This is a genomic window from Donghicola eburneus, assembly GCF_900115865.1.
Taxonomy (GTDB): domain Bacteria; phylum Pseudomonadota; class Alphaproteobacteria; order Rhodobacterales; family Rhodobacteraceae; genus Donghicola; species Donghicola eburneus.
Map to the genome: position 1 here is coordinate 162,766 of NZ_FOXY01000001.1, position 24,999 is coordinate 187,764.

The following is a 24,999-nucleotide window of genomic DNA, read 5'->3' on the forward strand; positions in this document are numbered from 1 at the left end:
GGGCGCCACCTTTTATCAGGGACTGCCATGCGCTTCACTTTAAAGTCTAAACTCATCCTAACCTTCGGGGCGGTGTTCGCGATGTCTGCGGGTTCTTTGACGCTCGCTCTGAATGACTTTCAACGCGTGAACACGTCTTTCAGTCACATCATGGAAGATCAGGAAGTCGATATTCGCGCCATCAGTGTCATCGCAGAGGCCGAAATCGGAATCCGCGCCAAAGTAGGTGAAGCCCTGGTTGGCTTGGACGGCACTGGCGAAGAGCGCATCATCGCTCTGCAAAACGAGATCACAGCCCTGTCCGATACGATGGTTTTGAACCTAGAGGAATTGGCTGCAGACGCTGATGCCGAAGAGGCCGAGCTGTACCGCGATCTGATGACTGCGCACGACGCTGCCATGGTGGTGAACAACGCCACCATCGGGTACGAGCTTCAGGGCGACGGCATGGCGAATATCAATTTCCACAACGCGGCCAAATCGGCGACTGATGACGTTGTTGAGATCACCGAAGAGATCCGTGGTCACCTGCTGGATCACATGGAAGAGGCCGTTGCTGCGTCGCAAGCGCTGTATGAACGTGCCCGCCTTCTGCTTGTCTCTGTCGGCATTGCCAGCATTCTGGTCGGCACGATCTGCGCCTTCTTCATTATCACATCGCTCACCCGCGGTCTGCGCAAAGCTGTTGCCCAAGCACGGAGTGTGTCCGAAGGCGATCTTCGTGCGATTGCGACCTTCAAGCGCAACGACGAAGTGGGTGATGTGCTGCACGCACAGAATGACATGGTCCTGAAGCTGCGGAGCACTGTGGGCAACGTTGCCTCTGCCGCTCGCAACGTGGCGGCTGGTGCGAACCAGATGGCTTCGACTTCGGAATCGCTGGCGACCGACTCCACCACTCAGGCAGCTTCGACCGAGCGTGTGTCGAGCGCGGTCGAGCAGATGTCTGGCAATATTGCCAGCACCTCGGAAAACGCGAGCCTGACCGAAGAGATTGCTGTGAAGTCGGCGAACGACGCAGCGGAATCCGGCAAAGTGGTCGGGGATGCGGTCAAAGCGATGCGCGCCATTGCAGAGCGTATCAACGTGGTGCAGGAAATCGCCCGTCAGACCGACCTGTTGGCTCTGAACGCAGCGGTTGAAGCGGCCCGCGCTGGTGAACATGGTCGCGGTTTTGCGGTTGTGGCCTCTGAGGTGCGCAAGCTGGCCGAGAACAGCCAGAAGGCGGCCTCGGAAATTTCTGCTCTGTCGGCCAACACCGTCCAGTCCGCTGCTGCGGCAGGCAAAATGCTCGAGGATCTGGTGCCTGACATTGGCCGGACGTCGGAGCTGGTGACCCAGATTTCTCAGGCTTCGCGTGAACTGGCGAACGGGTCGCAGAACATCTCAGGCTCTGTGCAGGAACTGGACCGCATCACCCAGTCGACCAGCTCGGCCTCCGAGGAGATGTCCTCGGCTGCGACCGAACTCTCCAGTCAGGCAGAGCAGCTTGCCGATACCATCTCGTTCTTCCGCACAGGCGAAGACGATGAAATCTCGGAAGGTGCCGCATGGATGCGCGCCAGTGACAAGGTGGCCGATGTCGCGCCGGTTGCTGACGTCCCCGCACCGACACTGACCCACGAGACCCACGCGGATGCAGATTTCGTTGCGGATGACGGCACCGTGCACAAACCCGAAGGCAAAAAGAAAGAAACCTTCGAATTCAATCTCGGCTGATCCCGACCCCCACTTTATCGGGAGCAGTCAAGACAAGGCAGCGCAGGACCCCCATCCTGCGCTGCCTTTTTATTTTCAGAATGTCGGCGCGGGTTAGAGCGCCGATACCTTGACCGCTGCGAACTTGAACTCCGGGATTTTACCATAGGGATCAAGCGCAGGGTTGGTCAGCACGTTGGCCGCAGCTTCCACATAGGCAAAGGGCACAAACACCATGTCAGGCGACACCGCACGGTCCTCTCGGGCCAGCAGGGTGATGCTGCCACGGCGGGTTTCCAGCTTGACCTTGTCACCGACCTGAACCCCCAGCTTGCGCAGGGTGGACGGGTGGAGCGAGCAGTTCGCCTCTGGCTCGATCGCGTCTAGAACGGTGCTGCGGCGGGTCATCGAGCCTGTGTGCCAATGCTCTAGCTGGCGGCCCGTGGTCATGATCATCGGGTAGTCGGCATCGGGGGCCTCGTCCGGCGGGATCACGTCGGCAGGCGTAAACTTCGCCCGTCCGCCCGCCCGCGGGAATTCGTCGCCAAACACAATCGCCTGACCGGGGTCTTCGGGCGACAGGGACGGGTAGGTGACGGCATTCTCGCCTTCCAGACGATCCCACGTGATGTTGTCGAGGCTGGGCATCCCCTCTTTCATCTCGGCAAAGACCTGACTGGGGTGGGTGTAGGTCCAGTCGAGCCCCAGCTTCTGCGCCAAGGCCACGGTGATCGCCCAATCCTCGCGCGCCTCACCCGGAGGCGTCGCAGCCGCGCGGCCCATCTGAACCTGACGGTTGGTGTTCGTGACCGTGCCGTTCTTTTCGTAGAACGCTGCAGCGGGCAGGACCACATCCGCATAGTTCGCCGTTTCCGTCAGGAAGATGTCTTGAACGACCAGACACTCCAGCTTGGCCAGCGCCTCGCGGGCGTGGGTCACGTCGGGATCGGACATGGCGGGGTTTTCCCCCAGCACATACATGCCCTTAATCTCGCCCGCGTGGACGCCATCAAGGATTTCGGTGACGGTCAGACCCTTTTGGTTACTGAAGTCATCGGTTCCCCAGATTTTATTGAAATGGCCGCGAATTTTGTCGTCGGTCACGTCCTGATAGTCGGGCAGGAACATGGGGATCAGGCCCGCATCGGACGCGCCCTGAACGTTGTTCTGACCGCGCAGGGGGTGCAGACCAGCGCCCGGTTTGCCCACGTTGCCGGTCATAAGCGCCAGCGAAATCAGGCAGCGCGAGTTGTCCGTGCCGTGGATGTGCTGCGACACGCCCATGCCCCAGAAGATCATACCTGCCTCGGCCGATGCAAAATCACGGGCCACGGTACGGATGGTCTGGGCATCAATGCCGCAGATCTCGGCCATCTTCTCGGGGGCAAAGCCAGCAAGGTGCTGCTTCTCAGCCTCCCAGTTTTCGGTGTGCTGGTCGATGTAGGACTGGTCGTACAGACCTTCTTCGACGATCACGCACATGATCGCATTCAGCAGGGCCACGTCGGTGCCGGGGCGGAACTGGACCATATGCTCGGCGTGGCGCTTCATGGCGGTGCCGCGCGGGTCCATGATGATCAGCTTGCCGCCGCGCTTGGCGAACTGCTTGAAGTAGGTCGCAGCCACAGGGTGGTTTTCGCTGGGGTTGGCCCCGATGACGATCGCCACATCCGCATTCTCGATCTCGTTAAAGGTCGCGGTCACAGCGCCGCTGCCCACGTTCTCCATCAGCGCGGCCACGGAACTGGCGTGGCACAGACGCGTGCAGTGGTCCACATTGTTGTGGCCAAAGCCCTGACGGATCAGCTTCTGGAACAGATAGGCCTCTTCGTTGGTGCACTTGGCACTGCCGAACCCGGCGACGCTTGGGCCGCCGTAGCTGTCACGCAGACCGCCAAGGCCGTTCGCAGCCGCATCCAGCGCCTCTTCCCACGTGGCCTCGCGGAAGTGCGTAAAGGGGTTCGCAGGGTCCACCGCCATCTCTTTGGGCGCGTTTTCCAAACGGATCAGCGGCTTGGTCAAGCGGTGGGGGTGGTGGATGTAGTCGTAGCCAAAGCGGCCCTTCACACACAGGCGGCCTTCGTTGGCGGGGCCGTTGATGCCCTCGACATACTTTACCTTGCCGTCCTTGAGCTTCAGGCTGACCTGACAGCCGACCCCGCAGAAAGGGCAGACGGACTGCACTTCGTTGTCGTAATCGGTGCTATCGCCCTGCTGGTCCGCGTCGAGAACGGTCGAGGGCATGAGCGCGCCCGTTGGGCAGGCCTGCACGCATTCACCGCAGGCCACACAGGAACTGGCGCCCATATCGTCGTCCAGATCGAACACGGGAAAGGCGTCGTGCCCACGGCCGCCCATGCCGATCACATCGTTCACCTGCACTTCGCGGCAGGCCCGCACGCAGAGACCGCACTGGATGCAGGCATCAAGGTTGACGCGCATGGCCACATGGCTGTCATCAAGCAGGGGGATGCGGTCCACATCCAGTGTCGGAAAACGGCTCTCGGTCACGCCTTGTGCGTCAGCCATGTCCCACAGGTGGCTGCCCGCGTCATGGGCGGCCTCGCGCTCTGGCTGGTCGGCCAGCAGCAGTTCCATCACCATAGCGCGGGATTTGACCGCGCGCTCGCTCTCGGTCTTAACCGTCATGCCGTTCGACGGGTTTCGGCAGCAGGACGCAGCCAAGGTCCGCTCGCCATCAATCTCGACCACACAAGCGCGGCAGTTGCCGTCGGGGCGGTAGCCGGTCTGGGGCTTGTGGCACAGGTGCGGGATGGTTTTGCCGTGGCGCTGCGCGACCTCCCAGATGGTTTCGCCATCCACGGCGGTGACTTGTTCGCCGTCGAGGGTAAAGGTGACCTGTTCGATGTTGTTGCCGTCCATGATCACACCTCCTCGCTGAAATGTTGCATCACTAGCTTGATGGGGTTGGGGGCCGCTTGGCCGAGGCCGCAGATCGACGCGTCGGTCATGACCTCGCACAGATCGGTCAGAAGTTCGCGGTCCCATGTGTCGGCCTGCATCAGCTTCACGGCCTTTTCGCAGCCAACGCGGCAGGGGGTGCACTGGCCGCAGCTTTCGGATTCAAAGAACCGGAGCATGTTCAGGGCGGCATCGCGAGCGCTGTCCTGATCCGACAGAACGACCACAGCGGCGGACCCGATAAAGGTGCCGTGGGGTTGCAGCGTGTCAAAGTCGAGCGGCACGTCGTTCATATGCGCGGGCAGCAGACCCGAAGAAGGGCCACCGGGCTGGTAGGCTTTGAAGGTGTGCCCCTCGGCCATGCCACCAGCGGCGGCGATGATGTCTAGAATGGTCGAGCCGGCGGGCAGCAGGTAGACGCCCGGATTTGCGACGCGGCCAGAGACTGAGTAGTTCCGCAGGCCGGTGCGTTCGTTGTGGACCACGGTGTTCATGACCTCGGGACCTTCGCGGCAGATCATGGCCACCCAGTGCAGGGTTTCGACGTTATGCACCAGCGTTGGGCGGTCAAAGATTCCGACCTGCGCCACGTACGGCGGACGCAGGCGGGGAATGCCGCGCTTACCTTCGATGCTCTCGATCATCGCGCTTTCTTCGCCACAGATATAGGCGCCTGCGCCGCGGCGCAGGTCGATATAGCCAGCCTCTACGATGCCAGCCTCTTCCAGCGCGGCGATCTCTTTGCGCAGCAGCTTCAGCACGGAGGGGTATTCGTCGCGCATGTAGATAAAGCATTTATCCGCCTCGACGGCCCACGCGGCGATCAGCATCCCCTCAAGAAAGACATGCGGCTCGCGCTCCAGATGGTAGCGGTCTTTGAAAGTGCCAGGCTCGCCTTCGTCCCCGTTCACAGCCAGATAACGGGGGCCTGCTTCGGCACGGACAAAGCCCCATTTTTTGCCGGACGGAAAGCCAGCACCGCCTAGGCCGCGCAGACCGGCGGACAGCAGCATGTCCTGTACCTGTTCCCAATCGCCGCCATCGCGGTACTGGGCCAGCTTGTCGTAGCCACCCCGGGCTTGGTAGGCGGTCAGGTCTTCGTATTCAGGCATGATGGGATGGAAGTCGCCGCCAGCGATGACGTCTTCGATCAGGGCAGGGGTGGCATTGTCCACATGGCGGTGGCCCAGTTCGACAACCGGTGCGGTGTCACAGCGGCCCATACAAGGTGCGCGCAGCACGCGGACCTTGGCGGGGTCCATGCCGGACTCCAGCGCGGTGATCAGAGCCTCTGATCCGGCCAGTTCGCAGGACAAGGAGTCGCACACGCGGATGGTCAAATCTGGGGGCGGGGTTTCGCCCTCTTTGACCAGATCGAAGTGCGCATAGAAGCTGGCCACCTCCCAAACCTCGGCCATGGACAGGCGCATCTCCTCGGCCAATGCGCGCAGATGGGGCGCGGACAGGTGGCCATAGCGATCCTGAATCAGGTGTAGATGCTCGATCAGCAGGTCACGGCGGCGGGGGCGGTCCCCCAAGAGATCCTTGACCTCGGTCCATGCTTGTTCATCCAGCGGACGCCCCTTGGTGTGGGCGCGTCCCTTCTTGCCGCTGCGGCCTGACGTCCACGGGACGTCTTTGTGATCCAGAGCCATCTAATTTGCCTTCCCGAAGCCGGTGGGTTTCCGACGCAAGTGCCCACAAATGGGGGCAGAAAATCAACTCACAATTTATTTGGAGTTTGCATGCGCACACTATCATATCGGCGGCGATATAAAGATGGACACCGACATAAGTGGGCCCTAAATCGACACTCATGGAATGGAACGAAGAAATTGATGCGATCGGACTTTTGTGCCCGCTGCCTGTTTTGAAGGCACGCAAGCGCCTAAAGGGCATGGAGTCTGGTCAGGTTCTGCGTCTGGTTGCAACTGATCCGGCGGCCGTAATTGACGTACCGCATTTCTGTTTCGAGAGCGGGAATGAACTGATCAGCCAGTCGGACGAGGGCGAGAGCCAGATCTACCTGATCCGCAAGGCCTAACGCAGGCCGAGCATCGCATAGGGAATGTATCTGACCGGCGTGCCGTGGGTGATTTCTGCGGCCTCATCGGGCAGTTCCACCAGCCCGTCGGCCCATGACAGGCCGCTGATCCGGCCTGACCCTTCGGACTTGAACGCCTCTGCCTTGCCTTGGTCGTTCAGCCGCGCTCGCAGGTATTCTCGGCGGCCTGCTTTCTTGTGCTTTTCAAAAGCCGCGGGGACGGTAAAGCCCACAGGCTCTGCCCATCCGCTGCCCGCCATCAGGGATAGGGCGGGGCGGGCAAAGACCAGCGCACAGACCAGCGCCGCCACGGGGTTCCCGGGCAAGCCAAACACGGGGGTGCCGTCCCACATCGCCAGCGCCAAGGGGCGACCCGGTTTCAGGGCAATGCGCCAGCTGGATAGGGTGCCCTTGGTCCGTAGCAGATGCGAGACGTGATCCTCATCCCCTGCAGAGGCGCCGCCAGAGGTCAGGATGACATCGACGTTCGCTCTGTCCAGAGTGCGTTCGATCAGTTTTGGGTCGTCCTCGCAGTGGCCCAGATCGACGGGGGCGTACCCCCATCCGTTCAGCAGGCTGAGAAGCATCGGGCGATTTGCGTCGAAAATCTGGTGGGGCAGGGCGTCCATATCGGGGCGGGCGATAAGCTCGTCTCCCGTGGACAGAACACCGACACGAAGAGGCTCATAGACCTGCACATCGGCGATCCCGAGCGCGGACAGCAGCGCGATATCCGGTGCGCGTAGAACATGGCCCGCACGGATGGCGGTTTGGCCCGATTCCACATCCTCGCCCGCTTTTCGCGTGTTGGCGCGGGGCTTGACCGGCCCGTCAAAGATCACAGAGGCCCCGTCGAGGGCGCAGTCTTCCTCCAGCACCACCGTGTCTACGCCATCGGGCAGGATTGCGCCCGTCAGGATGCGAACTGCTGCGCCATGGGGCACAGCGCCATCGAAGGGTTGACCGGCGGCAGCGCGGCCCTGAAGCAGCGGCAATTTTTGCGGGCCATCGCTCGTGGCCTCGTGCGCGAACCCGTAACCGTCCACGGCGGAATTTGGACGGGGCGGGTTGGATCTGCGAGCCACAGCATCAGCGGCCAGAATGCAGCCCTGTGCCTTGTGGCTGTTGATTGTCTCGACGCCCTTTATCGGATGGAGCGCCTGTTTCAGCTTGTCCAAGGCGGCGTCGACGGGCACCCAGTTCACCCCTTGGGGCATGGCGAAACAGTCGTTCCGTAGGCGGGGCGGCAGGATGGCAGAGGGCTCCGCCGCACGCAGGGCGAGTTCGTGGTTCAGGCCAAGGATATGGCCCTCTTTGGTCGGCTCCACATCGAACAAAGGGGGCAGCGTTCCGCCCGCATTCAGCACCCACAAGGCTTGCGCCAGTAGTTCGACCTGAGCCTGATCGAGCACCATATCAGGATGTCGGGACAGGTGCGCGCGGACCTCAGCGCTTAGGATCGAAGGGTAGACCTCGGCGATGGTCACGCGGCTGATCGGGTCAAACGGCCAGACGGTCGCGCCCTGTTCGCGCAAGCGGTAGACCATGGGCATTCCGGTCAAGGATTGCGCCCCGACCGCGCCCGCACCAGCCAGTTGCCAGCAGGATTTCGGGTTTAGTCCATTGGCTTGCGCAACCTCTTCGCAGGCGCGCCATTCGGGCAGAGCGCTGGCGGGCTTGGTGCGCGGCAAATGCGGTGTGTCTGCCTTTGCTCCATTGCCCCAAAAGGGACCGTCGCCCTCGAGACGTTGGTTCAGTTCGGCCGCCACGTGCCGGTAATTAGACAGGTTTTTCGCCGTGTCCGTGTGGTTGGTCGCAAGATGGCGCCATAGTCCGGCAGCATCCACCCCCAGCCGTTCCAAAGCCGCAGCAGGAAATGACAGCGAAAAATCCACGCCGATCAGCAGACGGTCGCCCTCGGCCAGTAGCGCGCTTAGGCGCTCTTCAGCCTGCATCCGCGTGGGGATGTTCTCGGACCGCACGCCAGAGCCATCCGCAATCGCCAGCCAGATACTGTCCTTGCCGGTTTTCGGCGTTCCGGCGGCGGACCAGTCCAAAATGGCGATGCGGTCAAACATGGTTACAGCCCTGTTTCAGCGGCGATAAAGTCGGCGATTGCCGCGGTGTCGTTCAGGTCGAACTGGGGCTTGTCGATGTCCAAGGGTGTGTCGGTCGCAATCGCGCGGATCGTCGTGCTGTCGGTCGCAAGCGGCGCGCGGCCCGTTTCGGCGCGCACGCACTCGACCTTTGGGTGGGCGTCGCGTTTGAAGCCTTCGATCAGGATCAGGTCCACGGGGGACATGCGCGCCAAGAGCTCGTGGAGGGGCGGCTCGCCCTCGTCCCGCAGCTCGTGCATCAGGGCCCAGCGGTTAGGCGAGGCGAGCATGACTTCGGTCGCGCCGGCCTCTCGGTGGCGGAAACTGTCGCGGCCCGGTTGGTCCACATCAGTGGTGTGATGGGCGTGCTTGATGGTCGAGACACGGTACCCTCGGGCGGTGAATTCGGCCACGAGACGCTCCATCAATCCGGTTTTTCCAGAATTCTTCCAACCGGTTACGCCGTAAACTTTCACAAGGCCTCCAAGAGGCGTTCGGCCTCGGTAATGTCGTCGGGGGTGTTAACGTTGAAAAAGGGATCAACAGGATCGGTGTCAAAAATGGCAAGGCCCGCGTCGTGCTGATCGGTCCACATCACGATCTTGCGGAGCCCGTTTTGCAGGTCGTCGCGCAGGTCATCCCGCAGGGCCACAGGCCAGAGGCCAAAGGTCGGCTGACGCCAGATTTTCTCGCCTTCGCGGGTGGCGGCAAGGGCGAGGCCACTCGGGCCAGCGGCCTGCTGTAGGCGGTCCACCAGATCGGCGGGGAAAAAGGGCGTATCGGCGGCGGCGGTCACGATCGCCTCGTGTCCATTTGCAGCGGCCCAGTCAAGGCCCGCGAGAACGCCCGCCAAGGGACCGGGGTGGTCGGGCAAGGTATCAGGCAGCACAGGCAAGTCGTAGTCCGTAAACCGCGCGGGATCTCCGTTGGCGTTCAGGGCGATCGGGCCGGACTGAGGGCGCATACGGTCCAGCACGTGGTCCAGCAGGGGCTTGCCGCCGATGGTGCGCAGACCCTTGTCGCCGCCGCCCATACGGGTCGCTTTGCCGCCAGCAAGGATCACTGCGGGGGGCTTAGTCATGATCTGCTCCCTTGCGGCGGTGCTTGCGACCCTCGTCGCCCACGGCAGAGACATCGGCGTCGCGGATCAGGCGTTCCTCGCCCGATAGGCAGACAAAGCGCTGACCCCGCATGCGGCCAATCACGGTCAGACCGACTTGGCGGGCGATTTCCACCCCCCACGCGGTGAAGCCAGAGCGCGACGCCAGCACCGGAATGCCCATCATCGCAGTCTTGATCACCATTTCAGAGGTCAGGCGGCCCGTGGTGTACAGGATTTTGTCATCAGGCGAGACGCCGTGCTGGAACATGTAGCCCGAGATTTTGTCGACGGCGTTGTGTCGGCCCACATCCTCCATGTACACCAAGGGCTTGTCGCCGCAGCATAGGACTGTGCCGTGGATCGCGCCAGCCTCCAAATAGAGGGAGGGGGTGGTGTTGATCTCTTTGGCCAGTGAGTACAGCCAAGAGGTGCGGACAGGGGTTGCAGGCAGGGTCAGCCCCTCGAGCCCCTCCATCATGTCACCGAACACAGTGCCCACGGCGCAGCCAGAAGTACGGGTCTTTTTCTTGACCTTCTCTTCGTAGCTGGTCTGGCGGGTGGTGCGGACCACGACCGTTTCGATATCTTCTTCGTAGTCGATACCGGTGACCACGTCGTCGTCCCGCAGCATCCCTTGATTGCGCAGGAACCCCAGCGCCAAATATTCGGGGTAGTCCCCGATGGTCATGGCGGTGACGATTTCCTGACTGTTGAGATAGATGGTCAGGGGGCGTTCCTCGACGACCGAGACGTCGACCTCGGCCCCTGTGTGATCGTGCCCCGTCACGCGCCGCGTGAGGCGCGGGTCCGATGGGTTCGGCAGTATGGGATCGTGGTCCATTGGGCGAGGTTCCGCAGCAAGTGGTTGCTTTTTTTGATTTCGGGGCATCATTTATGCCGCACCGAGGTTTTGCAAGGGGGAGGTCTGCATGCTGGGATATGTTGTCGGTCTGGGGCGCGGCGACGCGGATCGCTGTCTGGTCAAAGTGTCCGAGATGCTGCGCGAGGCAGGGGTCAGCATGGCTGGCGCGGTGCAGTTCAATATCGAGACCGATCCCGCCTACAAATGCCAGATGGACCTTCATATTCTGACGGGTGCGGACGTTGTGCGGATTTCTCAGGACCTTGGGACCCTCTCGCAGGGGTGCCGTCTGGACCCCGAGGGGCTGGAGCGCGCAGTGGGCCTTGTGGCCAGTGCGCTAGAGGCTGACCCGCAGGTGATGATCCTGAATAAATTCGGAAAACAAGAGCTGGACGGCCGCGGATTTCGCCCCGTGATCGGAGAGGCTTTGGGTCGTGGTATCCCCGTCCTGACCGCTGTCGCTCCCGGCAATGTGGAGGGATTTCGCGCTTTTGCCGATGACTTCGGGCAGGAACTGCCCGCAGAGCCAGAGACGGTCATGGATTGGGTGCGGACCCAGATCGACGGCTAGGGTGGACAAATTGTCCACCTGATTTTCCAGAAACCCCAATTTGTCCATTTAGCGCGTTTTTGCGGGATGTTACCCCGTCCTGACCTAACAGACACGGTGTGACCCAAGATGAATTCGATCGGAGATGGATTGTGGCAAGCGGCGCGACTCGTTGCGACGTTCGACCCTGATCTGGTCGAGATTACGGCGCTGTCCTTGCGCGTCTCGTTGGGCGCGACAGTCATTGCGTCTTTGATCGGGCTGCCGCTGGGGGCGTGGCTTGCGGTGAACCGCTTTCCCGCCCGCCGCTTTGTGATCGCGATCCTGAATGCGCTCATGGGACTGCCGCCAGTGGTGGTGGGTCTGATGGTCTACATGCTGTTCTCGCGCTCTGGGCCATTCGGTGTTCTGGGCCTGCTGTTCACGCCGACCGCGATGGTCATTGCGCAAGTCATTATCATCACGCCTATTATTGCCTCTGTCGCGCACCAAGCGATCCGCGAGCTTTGGGCGGATTATCATGACTTGCTCATCTCGCTTCAGGCGACGCGGTTGCAGCGGATCAAAACCCTGCTCTGGGACGGACGCCGCGCCTTGATGACCGCGTCATTGGCTGGCTTCGGTCGCGCCATCGGAGAGGTCGGGGCGATCATGATCGTCGGCGGCAACATCGACCATGCCACACGGGTCCTGACCACTGCCATCGCGTTGGAGACCGGCAAAGGGGAGTTCGACATGGCGCTGGCCTTGGGCTTTGTGCTGATCGGGCTCGCGATCCTTGTGAATTTGGGGCTGCACTTTATCAGCCGTACAGAACGGGGGGCACGTTGGTGAGTGGCTGGGTGACCCTTACCGGCGTGTCTGTGCGCCGCCGTGGCCGGTCCATTCTGGGGCCGCTGGATGCCTCTCTGAACGGGGGCGGTCTGTCGATCCTGATGGGGCCGAACGGGGCGGGCAAGACAACCTTGCTGCGCGCCCTGCATGGGCTGGAGCGTGTGAGCACCGGAGATATCCATTGGACCGATCCAAAGGACGCCGAGGGGCGAAACCAAGGTTTTGTGTTTCAGACGCCTGTGTTGATGCGCCGCTCTGTGCTGGACTGCATCGCGTACCCTTTGCAGCTCGATGGTGTGAAACGGGCAGAGGCCCGCGAACAGGCCCGCGCCCGTGCCAATGAAGTTGGGCTGAACGTCAATCTTGATCAGGCGGTGATGTTCTTGTCGGGCGGAGAGAAGCAAAAGATGGCCTTGGCCCGCGCGCTGATGCGCCGTCCGCGCATCCTGTTTCTGGACGAGCCCTGCGCGAATCTCGATGGCCGATCGGTCAAGGAAATCGAAGAAATCCTGCTGCGGATCAAAGACGGCGGTACCCGCATTCTGATGTCCACTCACGATCTGGGGCAGGCACGGCGGCTCGCGGACAGTGTCCTGTTCCTGCATGCGGGCAAGTTGGTGGAACAAGCAATTGGGGACGACTTTTTTCGCGCCCCGCAAACGGCCGAGGCAAAGGCCTATCTTAAGGGAGAGATCCTACTATGACATTCAAAACAGTCGTTTTGGGGGCGGTTGCCGCTCTGATGACCTCGACCGCCGCAATGGCCGAAGAGATGAAAATGGCGGTGACCACGTCCTTTGCGAACTCTGGTCTCGCGGATGTTCTGCTGCCCGAGATCAAAGAAGATACCGGCATCGAAGTGCAGCTCTTGATCGTTGGCACGGGTCAGGCGCTGGCTCTGGGCGCGGCGGGCGATGTGGATGCGGTACTGGTCCACTCCAAAGCGGCCGAGGAAAAGTGGTTGGCTGCGGGCAATGGCACCCACCGCACAGAAATCATGTATAACGATTTTGTCTTTGTCGGCCCGCAGGCGGACCCTGCCGAAGCTGGCGCGGCAGAGGCTGCGACTGGCGCATTGCAAGCCATTGCAGGGGCAGAAGCCCCCTTTGTCAGCCGCGGCGATGACAGCGGCACCCACAAGATGGAGCTGCGTCTGTGGAAAGCCGCGGACGTGACGCCCGAGGGCGACTGGTACAAAGCGGTGGGGCAGGGCATGGGCGCGGCGCTGAACACTGCATCAGGCATGAACGCCTACATCATGTCGGACCGCGCCAGCTGGCTGAAATTTGCGAACAAGGGCGATCTGGGCATCGTCTTCGAGGGCGATCCGGTGCTGTTCAATCAGTACGCCTATCTGCCTGTGAACCCCGAGAAGCACCCGCACGTGAAAACTGACCTCGTCAACCAACTTGAGGCATGGCTGCTGAGCGATGAAGCGGCAGAACTGATCAACGCCTACACCATCGAAGGCCAGCAGCTCTTCGTTTATAACGCTGGCGAGTGATCTCTTATCAGGTCTGGAAAGGATAGCAGCGCCTCAGTGGGCGCTGCTTTTTCGTGTGAAGTTAGCTAGTCATCCGCTGCAACTGTCCGTCGCGTTGGATCAAATGGTGCCAGCCCACGGCCATCGCGATGTGGCCCAGAACGATCAGCGCCAAAATCCAACCCAGCTCGCCATGCCACTCGGATGGCGCCTGCATCCAAGCAATCTCAGCCTCGCGGGGGGCAAAGATGGTCATGCCCAGATAGCTTAGGCCGCGGTCGCTGCCTGCTGCCGCCAGAATGCGCGTGCCGGGCACGACAATCATCAGGGCGTAAAGTGCTGCGTGTCCTGCCTGAGCCGCAGCGCCAAGGGCGCCGCTGTGCGCAGGACGGCGTTGTAGATTGATCAGCCCCCAGATGCCGCGCAAGAGCACCAGAACGAACAATGTAATCCCAAGGTCGACGTGATAGCTCCACAGCGTTTCCCGAAGGGCGTTTTCGCGTGGCAAAGCCCAATGAGCTGCGGCAGAAGCGAATTGGGCCAAGAAAAGCAAGGCCATGCCCCAATGGAGGGCGCGCGAGATCAAGCCATATCGGCTGGGGGTGTCCTGAAGGGGCATCTGTGCTCCGATCTGTTGTTCATTCAGATAAAGCAACAGTGCACACGCAGCATTTGTTCCGCAAAGCATTGTGCGAATGCGAACGGTACCGTGTTCGGCTGTGAGGAGGTGTGGTGAAATGAGCAGGCGAACTTGCCTGCGCCGCCGTTAGTGGCTGTGCCCGTGATCGTCATCCAAAGAGCCGTGGATCGCGAACTGCTCTAGCCCCGCATCACTGGGTTCAATGAACCGGAACTCTTCGCGTACGCCCGCATCGGTCAGGGAGCGTGCCACCGTCAGAACGATATTCGGGCTGTGATCGGCGCAAAGCTCTGCCATCTGGGCCAGCTCTTCTTGGGCGACGGGCAAGGCGGCCTCGACGCTGGGGGCGTTATACACCTGCACGAAATGCTGGGCCAAAGATTGGCAAAGGGCGTCGTATTCGGACGGCTCGATCTGGGTCACGGCGACAAAGGTGACACGGCCATACGTCTCGAGCCCCAACCAGCCGTTGGCAAAGGCTTGGCGGGCTTTGCCGACCAGATCGCCTTCGCCCCAGTTGGAGAACTCAAAGCCCCCCGAGATGCACCATTCTCCGGTACGGGCAGGCGAATGGAACACGTTGCGGTCGCTTTCATCAAAGTGGATCGCGCGAGCGAGGTGCATTTTAAACCCTTTCGGCCAGTGTGGTCAGGGGGATCAGGCGGGTGTCTTCGCCTGCTTTCAGGATCATCCCGAAGTTTTCATCAACGCCAAGGAAACGACCGCCAATGCGTTCTCCGGGCAGGGTCACGGCGGTATCTTCGCCAAGTTGCCAGACCAGCCCGCGCCATTCGCGGTAGAGCGTGGCCAGACCGTTCGGGTGTTCAAGCTCGCCAAGCCAAAGGAGGGCGTGCTTGGACCATCCTTCGAGCAGGTCCATGGCATCAACCTCGCCAGCGCCTTCTTGGTCTAGCGCCGTCCAGTCCGGGGTTTCCCCAGGCTCAATCTCTGCCTTGTCAGGCAAGCGCAGTGTCAGTTCGAGCGAGACGATCATCCAGTCAGGAATGTCGTCGGCATTGAGTGTGCTGGAATAAAGTCGCATGCCGCCTGCGTGCCCGCCATTCAGGCGGATGCCGCCCGCCCATTCCAGATGGACAGCGGTTTCCGGTGGGACCAACACGCCAAGAGCGTTCTGCAGACCCACGCCGCAAGCGACCAGCGCGGACGCGGCATGGGACAGGGGTGTTTCGGGGGCCAGCACCAGCGCGGCCCGCATTCGGTCATCTGTCAATGACCAAACCAAAAGGCCCGCATCAGTGCCGCGCTGCGCCTCGGCGCTGGCAATGGTCAGAGGGTTGGCCGGACCTGCGGCCATCCCCTTGATCAGTGGCGGAAACTGAGGCGCGACGCGGATCATGCGTTGCCGTCCGCAATCAGTTGCTTGGCAATTCCGCGGAAGACTTGGGCCTGCGGGCTGTCGGGCTGGCTGACCACAATCGGAGCGCCGCCATCAGAGGCCGTCCGGATGTCGAGATGAAGCGGCACTTCGGCCAGCAGGGGCACGCCCATCTTCTCGGCTTGCTTGGCAACGCCGCCATGACCAAAGATGTGCTCTTCGTGGCCGCAGTTCGAGCAGATGTGCGTGCTCATATTCTCGATCAAGCCATAGATCGGCACGTTCAGCTTGTTGAACATGTCGATCCCCTTGCGGGCGTCGAGCAGCGCAATGTCTTGCGGGGTCGAGACCACGATCGCGCCGTTCAGGTGCGTCTTCTGCGCGAGGGTCATTTGCACGTCACCAGTGCCCGGCGGTAGGTCCACGATCAGGACGTCCAAGGCGCCCCACTGCACTTGGAACAACATCTGCTGCAGTGCGCCCATCAGCATCGGACCACGCCAGACGACAGCTTCGTCCTCTTGAGTCATCAGACCCAGCGACATCATGGTGACGCCGTGGTTGCGCAGGGGCAGGATAGTTTTGTTGTCGGGCGAGGCCGGGCGGCCCGTGACCCCCAGCATCCGCGGCTGGCTGGGACCATAGACGTCGGCATCCAAGAGCCCGACTTTGCGCCCTTCGGCGGCCAGAGCGGTGGCGATGTTGGCGGACACGGTGGATTTGCCCACGCCGCCCTTGCCCGAGGCTATGGCGATGATGCGCGCCACACCGGGCACGGCTTCGGGACCTGCGGGCTTGGGACGGGCGGTGCCCTTGAGTTCTGGCGGCTTTGGCGCTGCCGAGTGGGCGGTCATTGCGACCGACACCTTGTCGATTCCCAGCGATTTCAGTTTGGCCTCGGCTTCGGCCCGAGCCTTTTCCATCGGGTCGGCTTTCGCAGGGTCAATTTCCATGACAAAGCGCACGCCGTTTTCGTCCACTGTCAGCGCGCGGACCAGACCTGCGGCCACAAGATCGTTGCCGGTGACCGGATCTTTGACGGTTTTCAGGGCGTTCAGAACGTCCTCGCGGGTCACGCTCATGCTTGCTTTCCTTTGATTTCGCCAGTGACAACGTGTTCAACACCCAGATCCTCGATGGTCATGACCACCTTGATCTGCCGTGCCTTTGACGGATCTACGCCCTCGGCGCGCAGGGCTTCTTCGATGGCCTGCTGCGAGGTCACACCGACCTGCTTGAGAAATTTGCGGATCGACATGTTAAGATCGTCATCCATTGGCGTCTCCTGTTCGTTTCAATTTCCGTTGACCCAAGGGCGCGGCGGTCCATACTTGGTCCATGGAAAGGACCACTGGAATACTGGCTGGCCTGATGCTCGCGGCGCTGATGGTGCGCCCCGCCATGGCCCAAGAGGTGCGGACCTTTGGTTTGCAAGCCGACACGGCGCTGCAGACCTCGGGTTTGCTTGACTATATCTTGCCGCGCTTTGCCCTCAAGACCGGAAGGCGCGTTGACCCCGACTTGGCTCCCGATGTGAGCTTGGGCGTAGGGCAGGGCGATCCGGTTTTTACGTACCAAGATGATGTTTACGGAGCGCAGGCCCTGAGCGAAAGCGACGCCGCGGCGCGTTTCTTGGACTGGCTGCGCTCTGACGTGGGCATCAAAACCGTACTGACCTATGCCGAACATAGCGGGGAGCCCTTCGCAGAGGTCAGCAAAGAGGTAGAGGCCGATGTGATCTATTTCGAAGGGGATGCGAATGCGGGCCACGACGTTGCTGCGGCCCATTGCACGCGTTGCCACAAAGTGTCCCCCGAGGATCGGAGCACGATTGGCTCCACGCCGTCCTTCATGGCGCTCAAAGCGATCCCCGATTGGGCGGATCGGTTTGCACAGTTCTACCTGCTGAACCCGCATCCGTCCTTTATCCAGATCGAGGATATGACCGCCCCCTTTGACCCGCGCAGGCCGCCGTCGCTCGTCCCGGTCGAGATTACCGTGGACGAGTTGAACGACCTGTTGGCCTATGTGCAGAGCGTCGCGCCTGCGGACCTTGGGGCAGAGGTGGCGCATCAGTGATCGCGGCGCTTGAGGTAGTCGTCAGTGGTGCGAACGCGTGGGCGCTCTGCCGAGGCAAAGGGATTTGACTCGTTGTGATACTGGGCCTGAATGCGGCAGGTGTCACACATCTGGATCAGACGACCCGCGCCATTGCCTTCGAACATGGAATGCTTGCCTTCGAGCTTTTGCATGATCTTTTCGACCGTGGATTTCACGCCAAAGGGCTTGTTGCACTCAATGCAGCAGAAGGGCTCTTCTTCGTTCAGGGTGACCAGCTTCATCGCCTCGTCCGAAGGATTGAAGCGCGGCTCTAGCGTGATCGCCTGCTCGGGGCAAATGGTAGCGCAGATGCCGCATTGCAGGCAGGCGTCCTCTTGGAAACGCAGCTCGGGTTTGTCAGGGTTGTCCACCAGTGCGCCCGAAGGGCAGAGCGAGACGCAGGACAGGCACAGGGTACACGCGTCCTTGTTCACGACGGTCGCGCCATAGGGCGCTCCGGCGGGCAAAGCGACCGGCGCGTCGTCGTCCAATAGGGATTTCGCGGCCACGCGCGCGACTTGGCGGCGGTCACCCATCATCAACTTTGGCGCGACATCGAGGGGCGTGATTTCAGCATCATAGAGTGCACTGCTCAGGCCGTCCGGTGTTTCTGCATCAATCATAGAGAGACGATCATCGCCGCCCATGGCGTTCGCCAATGCGATCTCGCGCTCGATGGGGTCACGCTCGGTGCGGGGGCTTGGTAGGATCTGAACGCTCGCAAATCCGCTGACCAGCGCGGCCAGCATTTCTGCGTGTCCAAACTCGGCCAGCGCGGCAATCGAAAGGGGGATCACGTCAGCGGGCAGGCCACGGTCAAACCGCGCCGCGAGGCTGATCATCTCGGCCCCGTGGGTGTCGTCGTGGACCAGTAGGCGGGGCGCTTTGCCGCCGGCCTTGGCATAGGTTTCGGCTAGCGTGCGGACGCGGGTCAGAATGTGGCTGACAGGCGGGGCGTCGTACTTGATCGCTCCCGATGGGCACAGGGACGCACAGGCGCCGCATCCTGCGCAGACCATCGGGTCCACATCCACATGTTCGCCCGCGGGAAAGATTGCGCCGGTCGGACAGATGTCCAAGCAGCGAGTACAGCCGGTTTGCTCGGCGCGGGAGTGGGCGCACAGATGGGGCTCTAGCGACAAGTAGAGTGTTTTTTCAAAGGTGCCCACTAGATCGCGTGCCTGCGTGACGACCTCTGCCACCGCAGGTTGGCTGCCCGGATCAGCGCGCAGGTAGCCATCGCGTTTATGCGGCGCAGGGAAGAGCGACGTTTGACCGCTAAGGTCGACGATCACATCGCACTGAGTCTCAGCACCGTCGCGCGGCGCCGTCAGAGCAAAGCCGCCGCGGCCCGATGGGTCGATCATCTGGAACTGATCAATCCGCAGCTTGAAGTCGCCAAAGCTGCCAGTCGCTTTGGCTAATTTGCCCCGTACAACTTCATAGGCGCGTGTTAGCGGCAGTTCCGCATCATCGGTCAGCAGAACAGTCACGGCCAAGGTCTCTGACAGCTTGTCCGCCGCAGGCAAGGCCACGGCGCCCGCGCCAATGATCAGGCACATGCCCTCTGACGTCACATCAATGGTCTTGGTTGCGGGGGCGGGCGCTAGCGCCTCTGCCACCAGCGCGGCCATTTTGGGGCTGGCGTCATTTTCATCATTCCAGCCCGCGCGGTCGCGAATGTCGACGAAAAGTGGCACCTCGGCTGACAATTCAGTTGCCAGTTCTTCGAACCTTTGGGCCTCTTGCTGACAGGCGATGATGGCATTGCCGGACGAGATGGCCTTGGCCGCGCTTTCAGTCTCTTTGGTGCAGAGTGCCGTATGGATCTTAGAACATGTCAGGCCGGTCGCGCCTTCGATACGTGACGGATCAATCTTCTGAGATCCTGAACAATCGCACAAAATCAGTTGCTTAGTCATCATCCTCTCCCCGGGCTGATACTGGCTGGGTGGCGCGGCCTGTCGGCGCAGGGGGCAGCTAGGCATGTTTCCCCCGCAAACGTAAAGCGTGAAATGAAGTGATTCGCGCGGATTTCCACATCAAAATTCCCGACTAAAAAAGACGGAAAGGTAAATCTGGACAAATCGTCTAGGCTAAAATTTCGACCTTTTGGGAAAACTGGACATTTTGTCCCTAGCGCTATCTCGAAACTGAAAAGCGATGTGCCGAATGCGGTTTGGGTTGGACAGCACCGGACCAGCGAAGGCATCAAAGTAAGCAAGAGTGTGCGATGGTACACCGAGACGAAGGGGGGAACATATCCACGATGGCACTGATCACTGACACCATGCCTGTCGGCCTGATCATTCGTAAGCAGCCCGGCGTTACGCGCTGGGTCAAGTGGATATGGCAGCCTGTTGGGCTGATCCCTGGCGCTGGTGATGCGGAGTGGCGCGAGTTGCGCCGTGACGGCGATACTGTGGAGTATCATGCAGCGACCCTAAACCTGACCATTTATTCGTCCGACACGGATGCGTACCGCGCGACCCTGAACTCGCGCACGCCAAGCCTTTATGTGGTAATGAGCGATGCGGCGGATCCGGTGAATGGATGCCCTTGGACCCCCAAGCTGATCACAGTGAACGCGTTCGAGGGTCAGGGGTACAACGAAAGCGGCGAAGGCTTGGTGGAACTGGTCCCGATGCCTGTGCCGATGATCGCATGGCTGCGCGATTTCATTGAAAAGCATCACGTCGAAGAAGAGTTCATCAAACGCCGCCGCGATAAAAAGCGGATTGATCTGGTTGAGGACGGCAAGGGCGATATCCGCATCCGTCAGACCTCTGACGTGTTCCGTGCGCCTCGTAACTCGTCGGGGAGGGTGAACTGATGGCCCGTGATTTCTGGAGCCGCCGCCGCGCTGCCGTGCATGCCGAAGCTGAGGCCGAGGCGCTGGAGAGCCAGCGCCTGACGGAAGCGCAAGAGGCCGAAGAGCGCGCCAAGCGCGAAGCGGAAAAGACGGACGAAGAGTTGCTTGCTGAACTGGGTCTGCCAGATCCGGACAGCATGGAGCAGGGCGATGACTTCTCGGCATTCATGTCGAAGGCCGTCCCCCAGCGCTTGCGGACACGCGCGCTGCGCAAACTGTGGGTGTCGAACCCGCTGCTCGCCAATTTGGATGGCATGGTCGACTACGCGGACGACTTTCGCGACTCTGCCGTTGTGATCCCTGACCTGAAGACCGCTTATCAGGTCGGCAAGGGCATGATGGCCCACGTTCAGAAGCTGGCTGCCGAGGCCGAAGCCTTGGCAGGTGCGCGTGAAATGCCGGAAGAGGTCGCCAACACCGACGAGGCGCCTGTTGAAGAGACAGTTTCCGCGGATTCGTCTGAAAACGAGCAACCCGCAACACGTGCCGAGACGCCGGACACCACACCAGACGACACGCACGATGACGACGCGCAGCCGATGCCGCGGCGTCACATGCGCTTTGTTTTTGCCGATAGCCACTGAGGACGCTCATGACGCAGGCCGCTGTACAAACCCCGCAGATCACACCCGAGGATAAACTTCGGGCGGAACTGTATGACTTTCTCGCTGCATTGCTGGCGAACCCGCCGACCGAAGGGTTGCTGCGCAATACCGCGAAGCTGACCGGTGACGAGACCGATTTGGGGCAGGGTATCCAGACGCTGGCCACTCTGGCGGGCAAGACCAGTGCAAAGGCTGCAGAGCGCGAGTTCAACACCCTGTTTATCGGCATCGGTCGCGGCGAGCTCCTGCCCTATGCCAGCTACTACATGACCGGTTTCTTGAACGAAAAGCCGCTGGCCAGTCTGCGCCGCGATATGGCTGAACAGCAGATCCGCCGTGCACCCAACGTGTACGAACCCGAAGACAACATCGCCAGCCTGATGGAGATGATGGCAGGCCTGATCGAGGGTCGCTTTGGCACGCCCGCTAGCATTGGCCAGCAGCAGACGTTCTTTAACCGCCACATCGCGCCATGGGCGTCGCCGTTCTTTGCGGACCTGGAAAAGGCTCAGAACTCGGTGCTCTACGCGCCGGTCGGGACCGTGGGCAAAGTGTTTATGCAAATTGAAACCGAGGCATTCCGGCTCGCCGGAAACTGAGCTTCGAGACCATCGCTTCGGGCCATGTGGGCCCGCGGCATCATCTGGCCCCACGGGGCCGCGAAACAGGAGGACACCAACGATGTCAGACACGCGCAAGGACCAAGGGTCCAGCCGTCGAGAGTTTCTGAAACTGGCAGCGACCAGCGCGCCTGCTGCCGTGGCCGTCGTGGCAACGAGCGCAACCAGCGCAGAGGCCGCCACGGATGCCAAGCCCGCTTCGGGCATGAAAGATACGGCGCAGACTCGCGCTTACTATCAGACCGCCCGCTTCTAAGGACGGTCCGGCTTTAGGATTGGAAAGACCTAGCACGAGCGACGGGCCATCGGCCCTAGCGAGCAAGGGGAGGCAAAAATGCTAAGAAAAAAGACGAACGGAGTCGCCCGCTCTACACAGCGCGCATCACTCCTGTCCGCAGCAGCGGAGAAATCCGTCGACCGCCGCGCATTCCTGCGTGGGTCCGGTCTGGCGATCGGCGGTCTGACCGCCTTGGGTGTCACCGGCGGCACTGTGACCAAAGCCGACGCGCAAGAAAGCGTGGCACGCGCGGTGGATACCGTGAAGTCCGTATGTACCCACTGCTCGGTCGGTTGTACCGTCGTGGCAGAAGTGGACAATGGCGTCTGGATCGGTCAGGAGCCCGGATACGACAGCCCGTTCAACCTTGGCTCGCACTGTGCCAAAGGCGCGGCTGTGCGAGAGCACGCCCACGGTGAACGCCGCCTGAAGTACCCCATGAAGAAGGTCAACGGTGAGTGGACCCGCATCTCTTGGGAGCAGGCGATCAACGAAATCGGCGACAAGATGATGTCGATCCGCGAAGAAAGCGGTCCCGACAGCGTCTACTGGCTGGGTTCGGCCAAGCACAACAACGAACAGGCCTACCTGTTCCGCAAGTTTGCGGCCTACTGGGGCACCAACAACGTCGACCACCAGGCACGTATCTGTCACTCGACCACCGTTGCGGGTGTTGCGAACACATGGGGCTACGGCGCCATGACCAACAGCTACAACGACATCCATAACTCCAAGGCGATCTTCATCATCGGCGGCAACCCTGCCGAGGCGCACCCCGTCTCGCTGTTGCACGTGCTGAAGGCCAAAGAGGAAAACAACGCACCCCTGATCGTCTGCGATCCGCGCTTCACTCGGACTGCGGCCCACGCGGACGAATATGTGCGTTTCCGTCCCGGCACTGACGTTGCGCTGGTCTGGGGCATCCTGTGGCACATCTTTGAAAACGGCTGGGAGGACAAAGAGTTCATCCGTACCCGCGTCTGGGGCATGGACCAGATCAAGGAAGAAGTCGCCAAGTGGAACCCCGAAGAGACAGAGCGTGTCACCGGAGCGCCCGGTGCGCAGCTGGAACGCGTGGCTCGCACGCTGGTCAACAGCCGTCCCGGCACCGTGATCTGGTGCATGGGTGGCACCCAGCACACCAACGGTAACAACAACACCCGCGCCTACTGCATTCTGCAGCTTGCCCTTGGCAACATGGGCGTCTCGGGTGGCGGCACCAACATCTTCCGCGGCCACGACAACGTGCAGGGCGCGACCGACCTTGGCGTTCTGTCGCACACTCTGCCGGGCTACTACGGCCTGTCTTCGGGCGCATGGGCGCACTGGGGCCGTGTCTGGGGCGAGGATATGGACTGGCTCAAGGGCCAATTCCAGTCCGAGACCGATGCCGACGGCAAAGATGTCAACCTGATGGAGCGGACCGGTATTCCGGTGTCCCGCTGGATCGACGGTGTTCTCGAAGATGCCGAAAACATCGACCAGCCCGACAACGTGCGTGCCATGGTTCTGTGGGGCCACGCGCCCAACTCGCAGACCCGTATGACCGAGATGAAAACGGCGATGGAAAAGCTCGACATGCTTGTCGTGATTGATCCGTTCCCCACTGTTTCGGCCGTGCTGCATGACCGCACCGATGGTGTCTACCTGCTGCCCGCGACCACCCAGTTCGAAACCCGTGGCTCTGTGACCGCCTCGAACCGCTCGATCCAGTGGCGCGATCAGGTTGTGGACCCGCTGTTTGAATCGAAGCCCGACCACGTCATCATCGCGAAATTCGCGAACAAGTTCGGCTTTGCCGACCGCCTGTTCCGCAACATCGAGATGGAAGACGCGGAAACGCCCAACATCGAAAGCATCACCCGCGAGTTCAACGCAGGTATGTGGACTGTTGGCTACACCGGCCAGTCGCCCGAGCGCATCAAGCTGCACATGGCGAACCAGCACACCTTTGACAAAACGACGCTCAAGGCTGTTGGTGGACCCGCAGACGGGGATTACTACGGTATGCCGTGGCCCTGCTGGGGCACCCCCGAGATGAAGCATCCCGGCTCGCCCAACCTCTATGACATCAACAAGCCTGTGGCGGATGGCGGCTTGCCCTTCCGTGCGCGCTATGGTGTCGAGCGGAACGGCGACAATCTCTTGGCCGAAGGGGTGTCGAACCCCGGTGCGGACATTCAGGACGGTTATCCCGAGTTCACCATGCAGATGCTGATGGATCTGGGGTGGGATAGCGATCTGACAGACGAGGAGCGCGCGTCCATCGACGCTGTGGCTGGTCCGGGCACGAACTGGAAGACCGACCTATCGGGTGGTATCCAGCGCGTCGCGATCAAGCATGGTTGTGCACCCTATGGGAACGCCAAGGCCCGTGCTGTGGTCTGGACCTTCCCGGATCCGGTGCCGCTCCACCGCGAGCCGCTCTACACCAACCGCCGCGATCTGGTCGAAGACTATCCGACCTACGAAGACCGCAAGCTGTACCGTCTGCCGACCATGTATGCGTCGATCCAGAAGAACGACTTCAGCAATGATTATCCGATCATTCTGACCTCGGGCCGACTGGTCGAATACGAAGGTGGCGGCGACGAGACACGTTCGAACCCGTGGCTGGCAGAACTTCAGCAGGAAATGTTTGTCGAAATGAACCCGCGCGATGCCAACAACCTTGGTGTACGGGACGGCAGCATGGTCTGGGTCGAAGGCCCCGAGGGCGGCAAGGTCAAGGTGAAAGCCATGATCACCGAACGTGTGGGCAATGGCGTGGCGTTCATGCCGTTCCACTTTGGCGGTCACTTCCAAGGACAGGATCTGCGGGACAAATATCCCGATGGTGCAGACCCCTATGTCTTGGGTGAATCGACCAACACGGCGCAGACCTATGGCTATGACTCGGTGACCCTCATGCAGGAAACCAAAGCCACCCTCTGCAAGATCAGCGCAGCCTAAGGAGAC

Annotated in this window: 24 protein-coding genes; 12 read left to right on the top strand and 12 right to left on the bottom strand. The window is 61.3% G+C overall.

What is annotated here, in order from left to right:
• Window positions 1-27 precede the first annotated feature (27 nt).
• Window positions 28-1,719: a methyl-accepting chemotaxis protein gene (locus BM225_RS00730; protein WP_072706042.1), complete on the top strand. Its 1,692-nt coding sequence runs from the start codon at window positions 28-30 to the stop codon at window positions 1,717-1,719.
• 93 nt (window positions 1,720-1,812) lie between these two features.
• On the opposite strand, the gene fdhF is transcribed toward BM225_RS00730, so the two are convergent.
• Window positions 1,813-4,581 (bottom strand): formate dehydrogenase subunit alpha, encoded by a 2,769-nt coding sequence (gene fdhF, locus BM225_RS00735; protein ID WP_072706043.1) that lies wholly within the window; start codon window positions 4,579-4,581, stop codon window positions 1,813-1,815.
• Between the two features lie 2 nt (window positions 4,582-4,583).
• The gene (locus BM225_RS00740; protein ID WP_092463652.1) at window positions 4,584-6,275 is read right to left on the bottom strand and encodes an NAD(P)H-dependent oxidoreductase subunit E; all 1,692 of its coding nucleotides are present in this window, start codon (window positions 6,273-6,275) and stop codon (window positions 4,584-4,586) included.
• 161 nt (window positions 6,276-6,436) lie between these two features.
• On the opposite strand from BM225_RS00740, the gene BM225_RS00745 reads away from it, so the two are divergent.
• Window positions 6,437-6,664 (top strand): sulfurtransferase TusA family protein, encoded by a 228-nt coding sequence (locus tag BM225_RS00745; protein ID WP_072706045.1) that lies wholly within the window; start codon window positions 6,437-6,439, stop codon window positions 6,662-6,664.
• Here BM225_RS00745 and BM225_RS00750 read toward each other — a convergent pair.
• Genes BM225_RS00750 through BM225_RS00765 form a run of 4 tightly spaced genes read right to left on the bottom strand, consistent with a single transcriptional unit; the run spans window position 6,661 to window position 10,703 of the window.
• On the bottom strand, window positions 6,661-8,742 hold the full coding sequence (locus tag BM225_RS00750) for a molybdopterin-binding protein (protein WP_072706046.1): 2,082 nt from the start codon (window positions 8,740-8,742) through the stop codon (window positions 6,661-6,663). The genes BM225_RS00745 and BM225_RS00750 overlap by 4 nt on opposite strands.
• Window positions 8,743-8,744: 2 nt before the next feature.
• Window positions 8,745-9,236 (bottom strand): molybdopterin-guanine dinucleotide biosynthesis protein B, encoded by a 492-nt coding sequence (mobB, locus tag BM225_RS00755; RefSeq protein ID WP_072706047.1) that lies wholly within the window; start codon window positions 9,234-9,236, stop codon window positions 8,745-8,747.
• Window positions 9,233-9,841 carry a molybdenum cofactor guanylyltransferase MobA gene (gene mobA, locus BM225_RS00760; RefSeq protein WP_072706048.1) on the bottom strand — a complete coding sequence of 203 codons (609 nt, stop codon included), beginning with the start codon at window positions 9,839-9,841 and terminating at the stop codon, window positions 9,233-9,235. The genes mobB and mobA overlap by 4 nt, the downstream gene beginning before the upstream one ends.
• A complete protein-coding gene (locus BM225_RS00765; RefSeq protein ID WP_072706049.1) occupies window positions 9,834-10,703 on the bottom strand; it encodes a formate dehydrogenase accessory sulfurtransferase FdhD in 870 nt (289 codons plus the stop codon). Before BM225_RS00765 ends, mobA begins: the two co-directional genes overlap by 8 nt.
• 88 nt (window positions 10,704-10,791) lie before the next feature.
• Between BM225_RS00765 and BM225_RS00770 the strand changes: the two genes are divergently transcribed.
• The 4 genes from BM225_RS00770 (at window position 10,792) to BM225_RS00785 (ending at window position 13,612) form a co-directional block, all read left to right on the top strand.
• On the top strand, window positions 10,792-11,295 hold the full coding sequence (locus tag BM225_RS00770; protein WP_072706050.1) for a DUF2478 domain-containing protein: 504 nt from the start codon (window positions 10,792-10,794) through the stop codon (window positions 11,293-11,295).
• A 108-nt stretch (window positions 11,296-11,403) separates the two neighbouring features.
• Window positions 11,404-12,108 carry an ABC transporter permease gene (locus BM225_RS00775; protein ID WP_072706051.1) on the top strand — a complete coding sequence of 235 codons (705 nt, stop codon included), beginning with the start codon at window positions 11,404-11,406 and terminating at the stop codon, window positions 12,106-12,108.
• 8 nt (window positions 12,109-12,116) lie between these two features.
• Window positions 12,117-12,812, top strand: coding sequence for an ATP-binding cassette domain-containing protein (locus tag BM225_RS00780; protein ID WP_245780387.1), 696 nt, complete (start codon window positions 12,117-12,119; stop codon window positions 12,810-12,812).
• Window positions 12,809-13,612, top strand: a complete 804-nt coding sequence (locus tag BM225_RS00785) for an ABC transporter substrate-binding protein (RefSeq protein ID WP_072706053.1) — start codon at window positions 12,809-12,811, stop codon at window positions 13,610-13,612. The genes BM225_RS00780 and BM225_RS00785 overlap by 4 nt, the downstream gene beginning before the upstream one ends.
• 61 nt (window positions 13,613-13,673) lie before the next feature.
• Here BM225_RS00785 and BM225_RS00790 read toward each other — a convergent pair whose 3' ends face one another.
• The 5 genes from BM225_RS00790 to BM225_RS00810 form a co-directional block, all read right to left on the bottom strand.
• On the bottom strand, window positions 13,674-14,210 hold the full coding sequence (locus BM225_RS00790; protein ID WP_072706054.1) for a cytochrome b: 537 nt from the start codon (window positions 14,208-14,210) through the stop codon (window positions 13,674-13,676).
• A 147-nt stretch (window positions 14,211-14,357) separates the two neighbouring features.
• Complete coding sequence (locus tag BM225_RS00795) at window positions 14,358-14,855, bottom strand: DUF6505 family protein (protein WP_072706055.1); 498 nt, start codon at window positions 14,853-14,855, stop codon at window positions 14,358-14,360.
• Between the two features lies 1 nt (window position 14,856).
• Window positions 14,857-15,588 carry a biotin/lipoate--protein ligase family protein gene (locus BM225_RS00800; RefSeq protein WP_072706056.1) on the bottom strand — a complete coding sequence of 244 codons (732 nt, stop codon included), beginning with the start codon at window positions 15,586-15,588 and terminating at the stop codon, window positions 14,857-14,859.
• Entirely contained in the window at window positions 15,585-16,649 is a 1,065-nt protein-coding gene (apbC, locus tag BM225_RS00805) for an iron-sulfur cluster carrier protein ApbC (protein WP_072706057.1), read from the bottom strand. Before apbC ends, BM225_RS00800 begins: the two co-directional genes overlap by 4 nt.
• Window positions 16,646-16,843, bottom strand: coding sequence for a DUF6494 family protein (locus BM225_RS00810; protein WP_072706058.1), 198 nt, complete (start codon window positions 16,841-16,843; stop codon window positions 16,646-16,648). The genes apbC and BM225_RS00810 overlap by 4 nt, the downstream gene beginning before the upstream one ends.
• A gap of 62 nt (window positions 16,844-16,905) precedes the next feature.
• Here BM225_RS00810 and BM225_RS00815 point away from each other — a divergent pair, with 62 nt between their 5' ends.
• Window positions 16,906-17,646, top strand: a complete 741-nt coding sequence (locus tag BM225_RS00815; RefSeq protein ID WP_143095333.1) for a c-type cytochrome — start codon at window positions 16,906-16,908, stop codon at window positions 17,644-17,646.
• Here the strand turns inward: BM225_RS00815 and BM225_RS00820 are convergent.
• Window positions 17,640-19,589 (bottom strand): 4Fe-4S binding protein, encoded by a 1,950-nt coding sequence (locus BM225_RS00820; protein WP_072706060.1) that lies wholly within the window; start codon window positions 19,587-19,589, stop codon window positions 17,640-17,642. The genes BM225_RS00815 and BM225_RS00820 overlap by 7 nt on opposite strands.
• A gap of 347 nt (window positions 19,590-19,936) precedes the next feature.
• Here BM225_RS00820 and BM225_RS00825 point away from each other — a divergent pair, with 347 nt between their 5' ends.
• The 5 genes from BM225_RS00825 (at window position 19,937) to BM225_RS00845 (ending at window position 24,993) form a co-directional block, all read left to right on the top strand.
• Window positions 19,937-20,500 (top strand): DUF3305 domain-containing protein, encoded by a 564-nt coding sequence (locus tag BM225_RS00825; RefSeq protein WP_245780388.1) that lies wholly within the window; start codon window positions 19,937-19,939, stop codon window positions 20,498-20,500.
• A complete protein-coding gene (locus tag BM225_RS00830) occupies window positions 20,500-21,123 on the top strand; it encodes a DUF3306 domain-containing protein (RefSeq protein WP_072706061.1) in 624 nt (207 codons plus the stop codon). The genes BM225_RS00825 and BM225_RS00830 overlap by 1 nt, the downstream gene beginning before the upstream one ends.
• Before the next feature lie 8 nt (window positions 21,124-21,131).
• The gene (locus BM225_RS00835; protein ID WP_072706062.1) at window positions 21,132-21,743 is read left to right on the top strand and encodes a TorD/DmsD family molecular chaperone; all 612 of its coding nucleotides are present in this window, start codon (window positions 21,132-21,134) and stop codon (window positions 21,741-21,743) included.
• Between the two features lie 82 nt (window positions 21,744-21,825).
• Window positions 21,826-22,020: a twin-arginine translocation pathway signal protein gene (locus BM225_RS00840; RefSeq protein ID WP_092463658.1), complete on the top strand. Its 195-nt coding sequence runs from the start codon at window positions 21,826-21,828 to the stop codon at window positions 22,018-22,020.
• Between the two features lie 78 nt (window positions 22,021-22,098).
• Entirely contained in the window at window positions 22,099-24,993 is a 2,895-nt protein-coding gene (locus tag BM225_RS00845; protein WP_072706064.1) for a formate dehydrogenase subunit alpha, read from the top strand.
• Window positions 24,994-24,999 lie beyond the last annotated feature (6 nt).

Excerpts from the sequence above, each read along its gene's own strand:
- BM225_RS00830 (WP_072706061.1), top strand. The coding sequence starts at position 20,500 with ATGGCCCGTGATTTCTGGAGCCGCCGCCGCGCTGCCGTGCATGCCGAA.
- BM225_RS00840 (WP_092463658.1), top strand. The coding sequence starts at position 21,826 with ATGTCAGACACGCGCAAGGACCAAGGGTCCAGCCGTCGAGAGTTTCTG.
- BM225_RS00825 (WP_245780388.1), top strand. The coding sequence starts at position 19,937 with ATGGCACTGATCACTGACACCATGCCTGTCGGCCTGATCATTCGTAAG.
- BM225_RS00815 (WP_143095333.1), top strand. The coding sequence starts at position 16,906 with ATGGAAAGGACCACTGGAATACTGGCTGGCCTGATGCTCGCGGCGCTG.
- BM225_RS00835 (WP_072706062.1), top strand. The coding sequence starts at position 21,132 with ATGACGCAGGCCGCTGTACAAACCCCGCAGATCACACCCGAGGATAAA.
- BM225_RS00795 (WP_072706055.1), bottom strand. The coding sequence starts at position 14,855 with ATGCACCTCGCTCGCGCGATCCACTTTGATGAAAGCGACCGCAACGTG.
- BM225_RS00740 (WP_092463652.1), bottom strand. The coding sequence starts at position 6,275 with ATGGCTCTGGATCACAAAGACGTCCCGTGGACGTCAGGCCGCAGCGGC.
- BM225_RS00770 (WP_072706050.1), top strand. The coding sequence starts at position 10,792 with ATGCTGGGATATGTTGTCGGTCTGGGGCGCGGCGACGCGGATCGCTGT.
- BM225_RS00810 (WP_072706058.1), bottom strand. The coding sequence starts at position 16,843 with ATGGATGACGATCTTAACATGTCGATCCGCAAATTTCTCAAGCAGGTC.
- BM225_RS00800 (WP_072706056.1), bottom strand. The coding sequence starts at position 15,588 with ATGATCCGCGTCGCGCCTCAGTTTCCGCCACTGATCAAGGGGATGGCC.
- BM225_RS00745 (WP_072706045.1), top strand. The coding sequence starts at position 6,437 with ATGGAATGGAACGAAGAAATTGATGCGATCGGACTTTTGTGCCCGCTG.
- mobA (WP_072706048.1), bottom strand. The coding sequence starts at position 9,841 with ATGACTAAGCCCCCCGCAGTGATCCTTGCTGGCGGCAAAGCGACCCGT.
- BM225_RS00790 (WP_072706054.1), bottom strand. The coding sequence starts at position 14,210 with ATGCCCCTTCAGGACACCCCCAGCCGATATGGCTTGATCTCGCGCGCC.
- BM225_RS00730 (WP_072706042.1), top strand. The coding sequence starts at position 28 with ATGCGCTTCACTTTAAAGTCTAAACTCATCCTAACCTTCGGGGCGGTG.
- BM225_RS00785 (WP_072706053.1), top strand. The coding sequence starts at position 12,809 with ATGACATTCAAAACAGTCGTTTTGGGGGCGGTTGCCGCTCTGATGACC.
- BM225_RS00775 (WP_072706051.1), top strand. The coding sequence starts at position 11,404 with ATGAATTCGATCGGAGATGGATTGTGGCAAGCGGCGCGACTCGTTGCG.
- BM225_RS00750 (WP_072706046.1), bottom strand. The coding sequence starts at position 8,742 with ATGTTTGACCGCATCGCCATTTTGGACTGGTCCGCCGCCGGAACGCCG.
- BM225_RS00820 (WP_072706060.1), bottom strand. The coding sequence starts at position 19,589 with ATGACTAAGCAACTGATTTTGTGCGATTGTTCAGGATCTCAGAAGATT.
- BM225_RS00765 (WP_072706049.1), bottom strand. The coding sequence starts at position 10,703 with ATGGACCACGATCCCATACTGCCGAACCCATCGGACCCGCGCCTCACG.
- apbC (WP_072706057.1), bottom strand. The coding sequence starts at position 16,649 with ATGAGCGTGACCCGCGAGGACGTTCTGAACGCCCTGAAAACCGTCAAA.
- BM225_RS00845 (WP_072706064.1), top strand. The coding sequence starts at position 22,099 with ATGCTAAGAAAAAAGACGAACGGAGTCGCCCGCTCTACACAGCGCGCA.
- fdhF (WP_072706043.1), bottom strand. The coding sequence starts at position 4,581 with ATGGACGGCAACAACATCGAACAGGTCACCTTTACCCTCGACGGCGAA.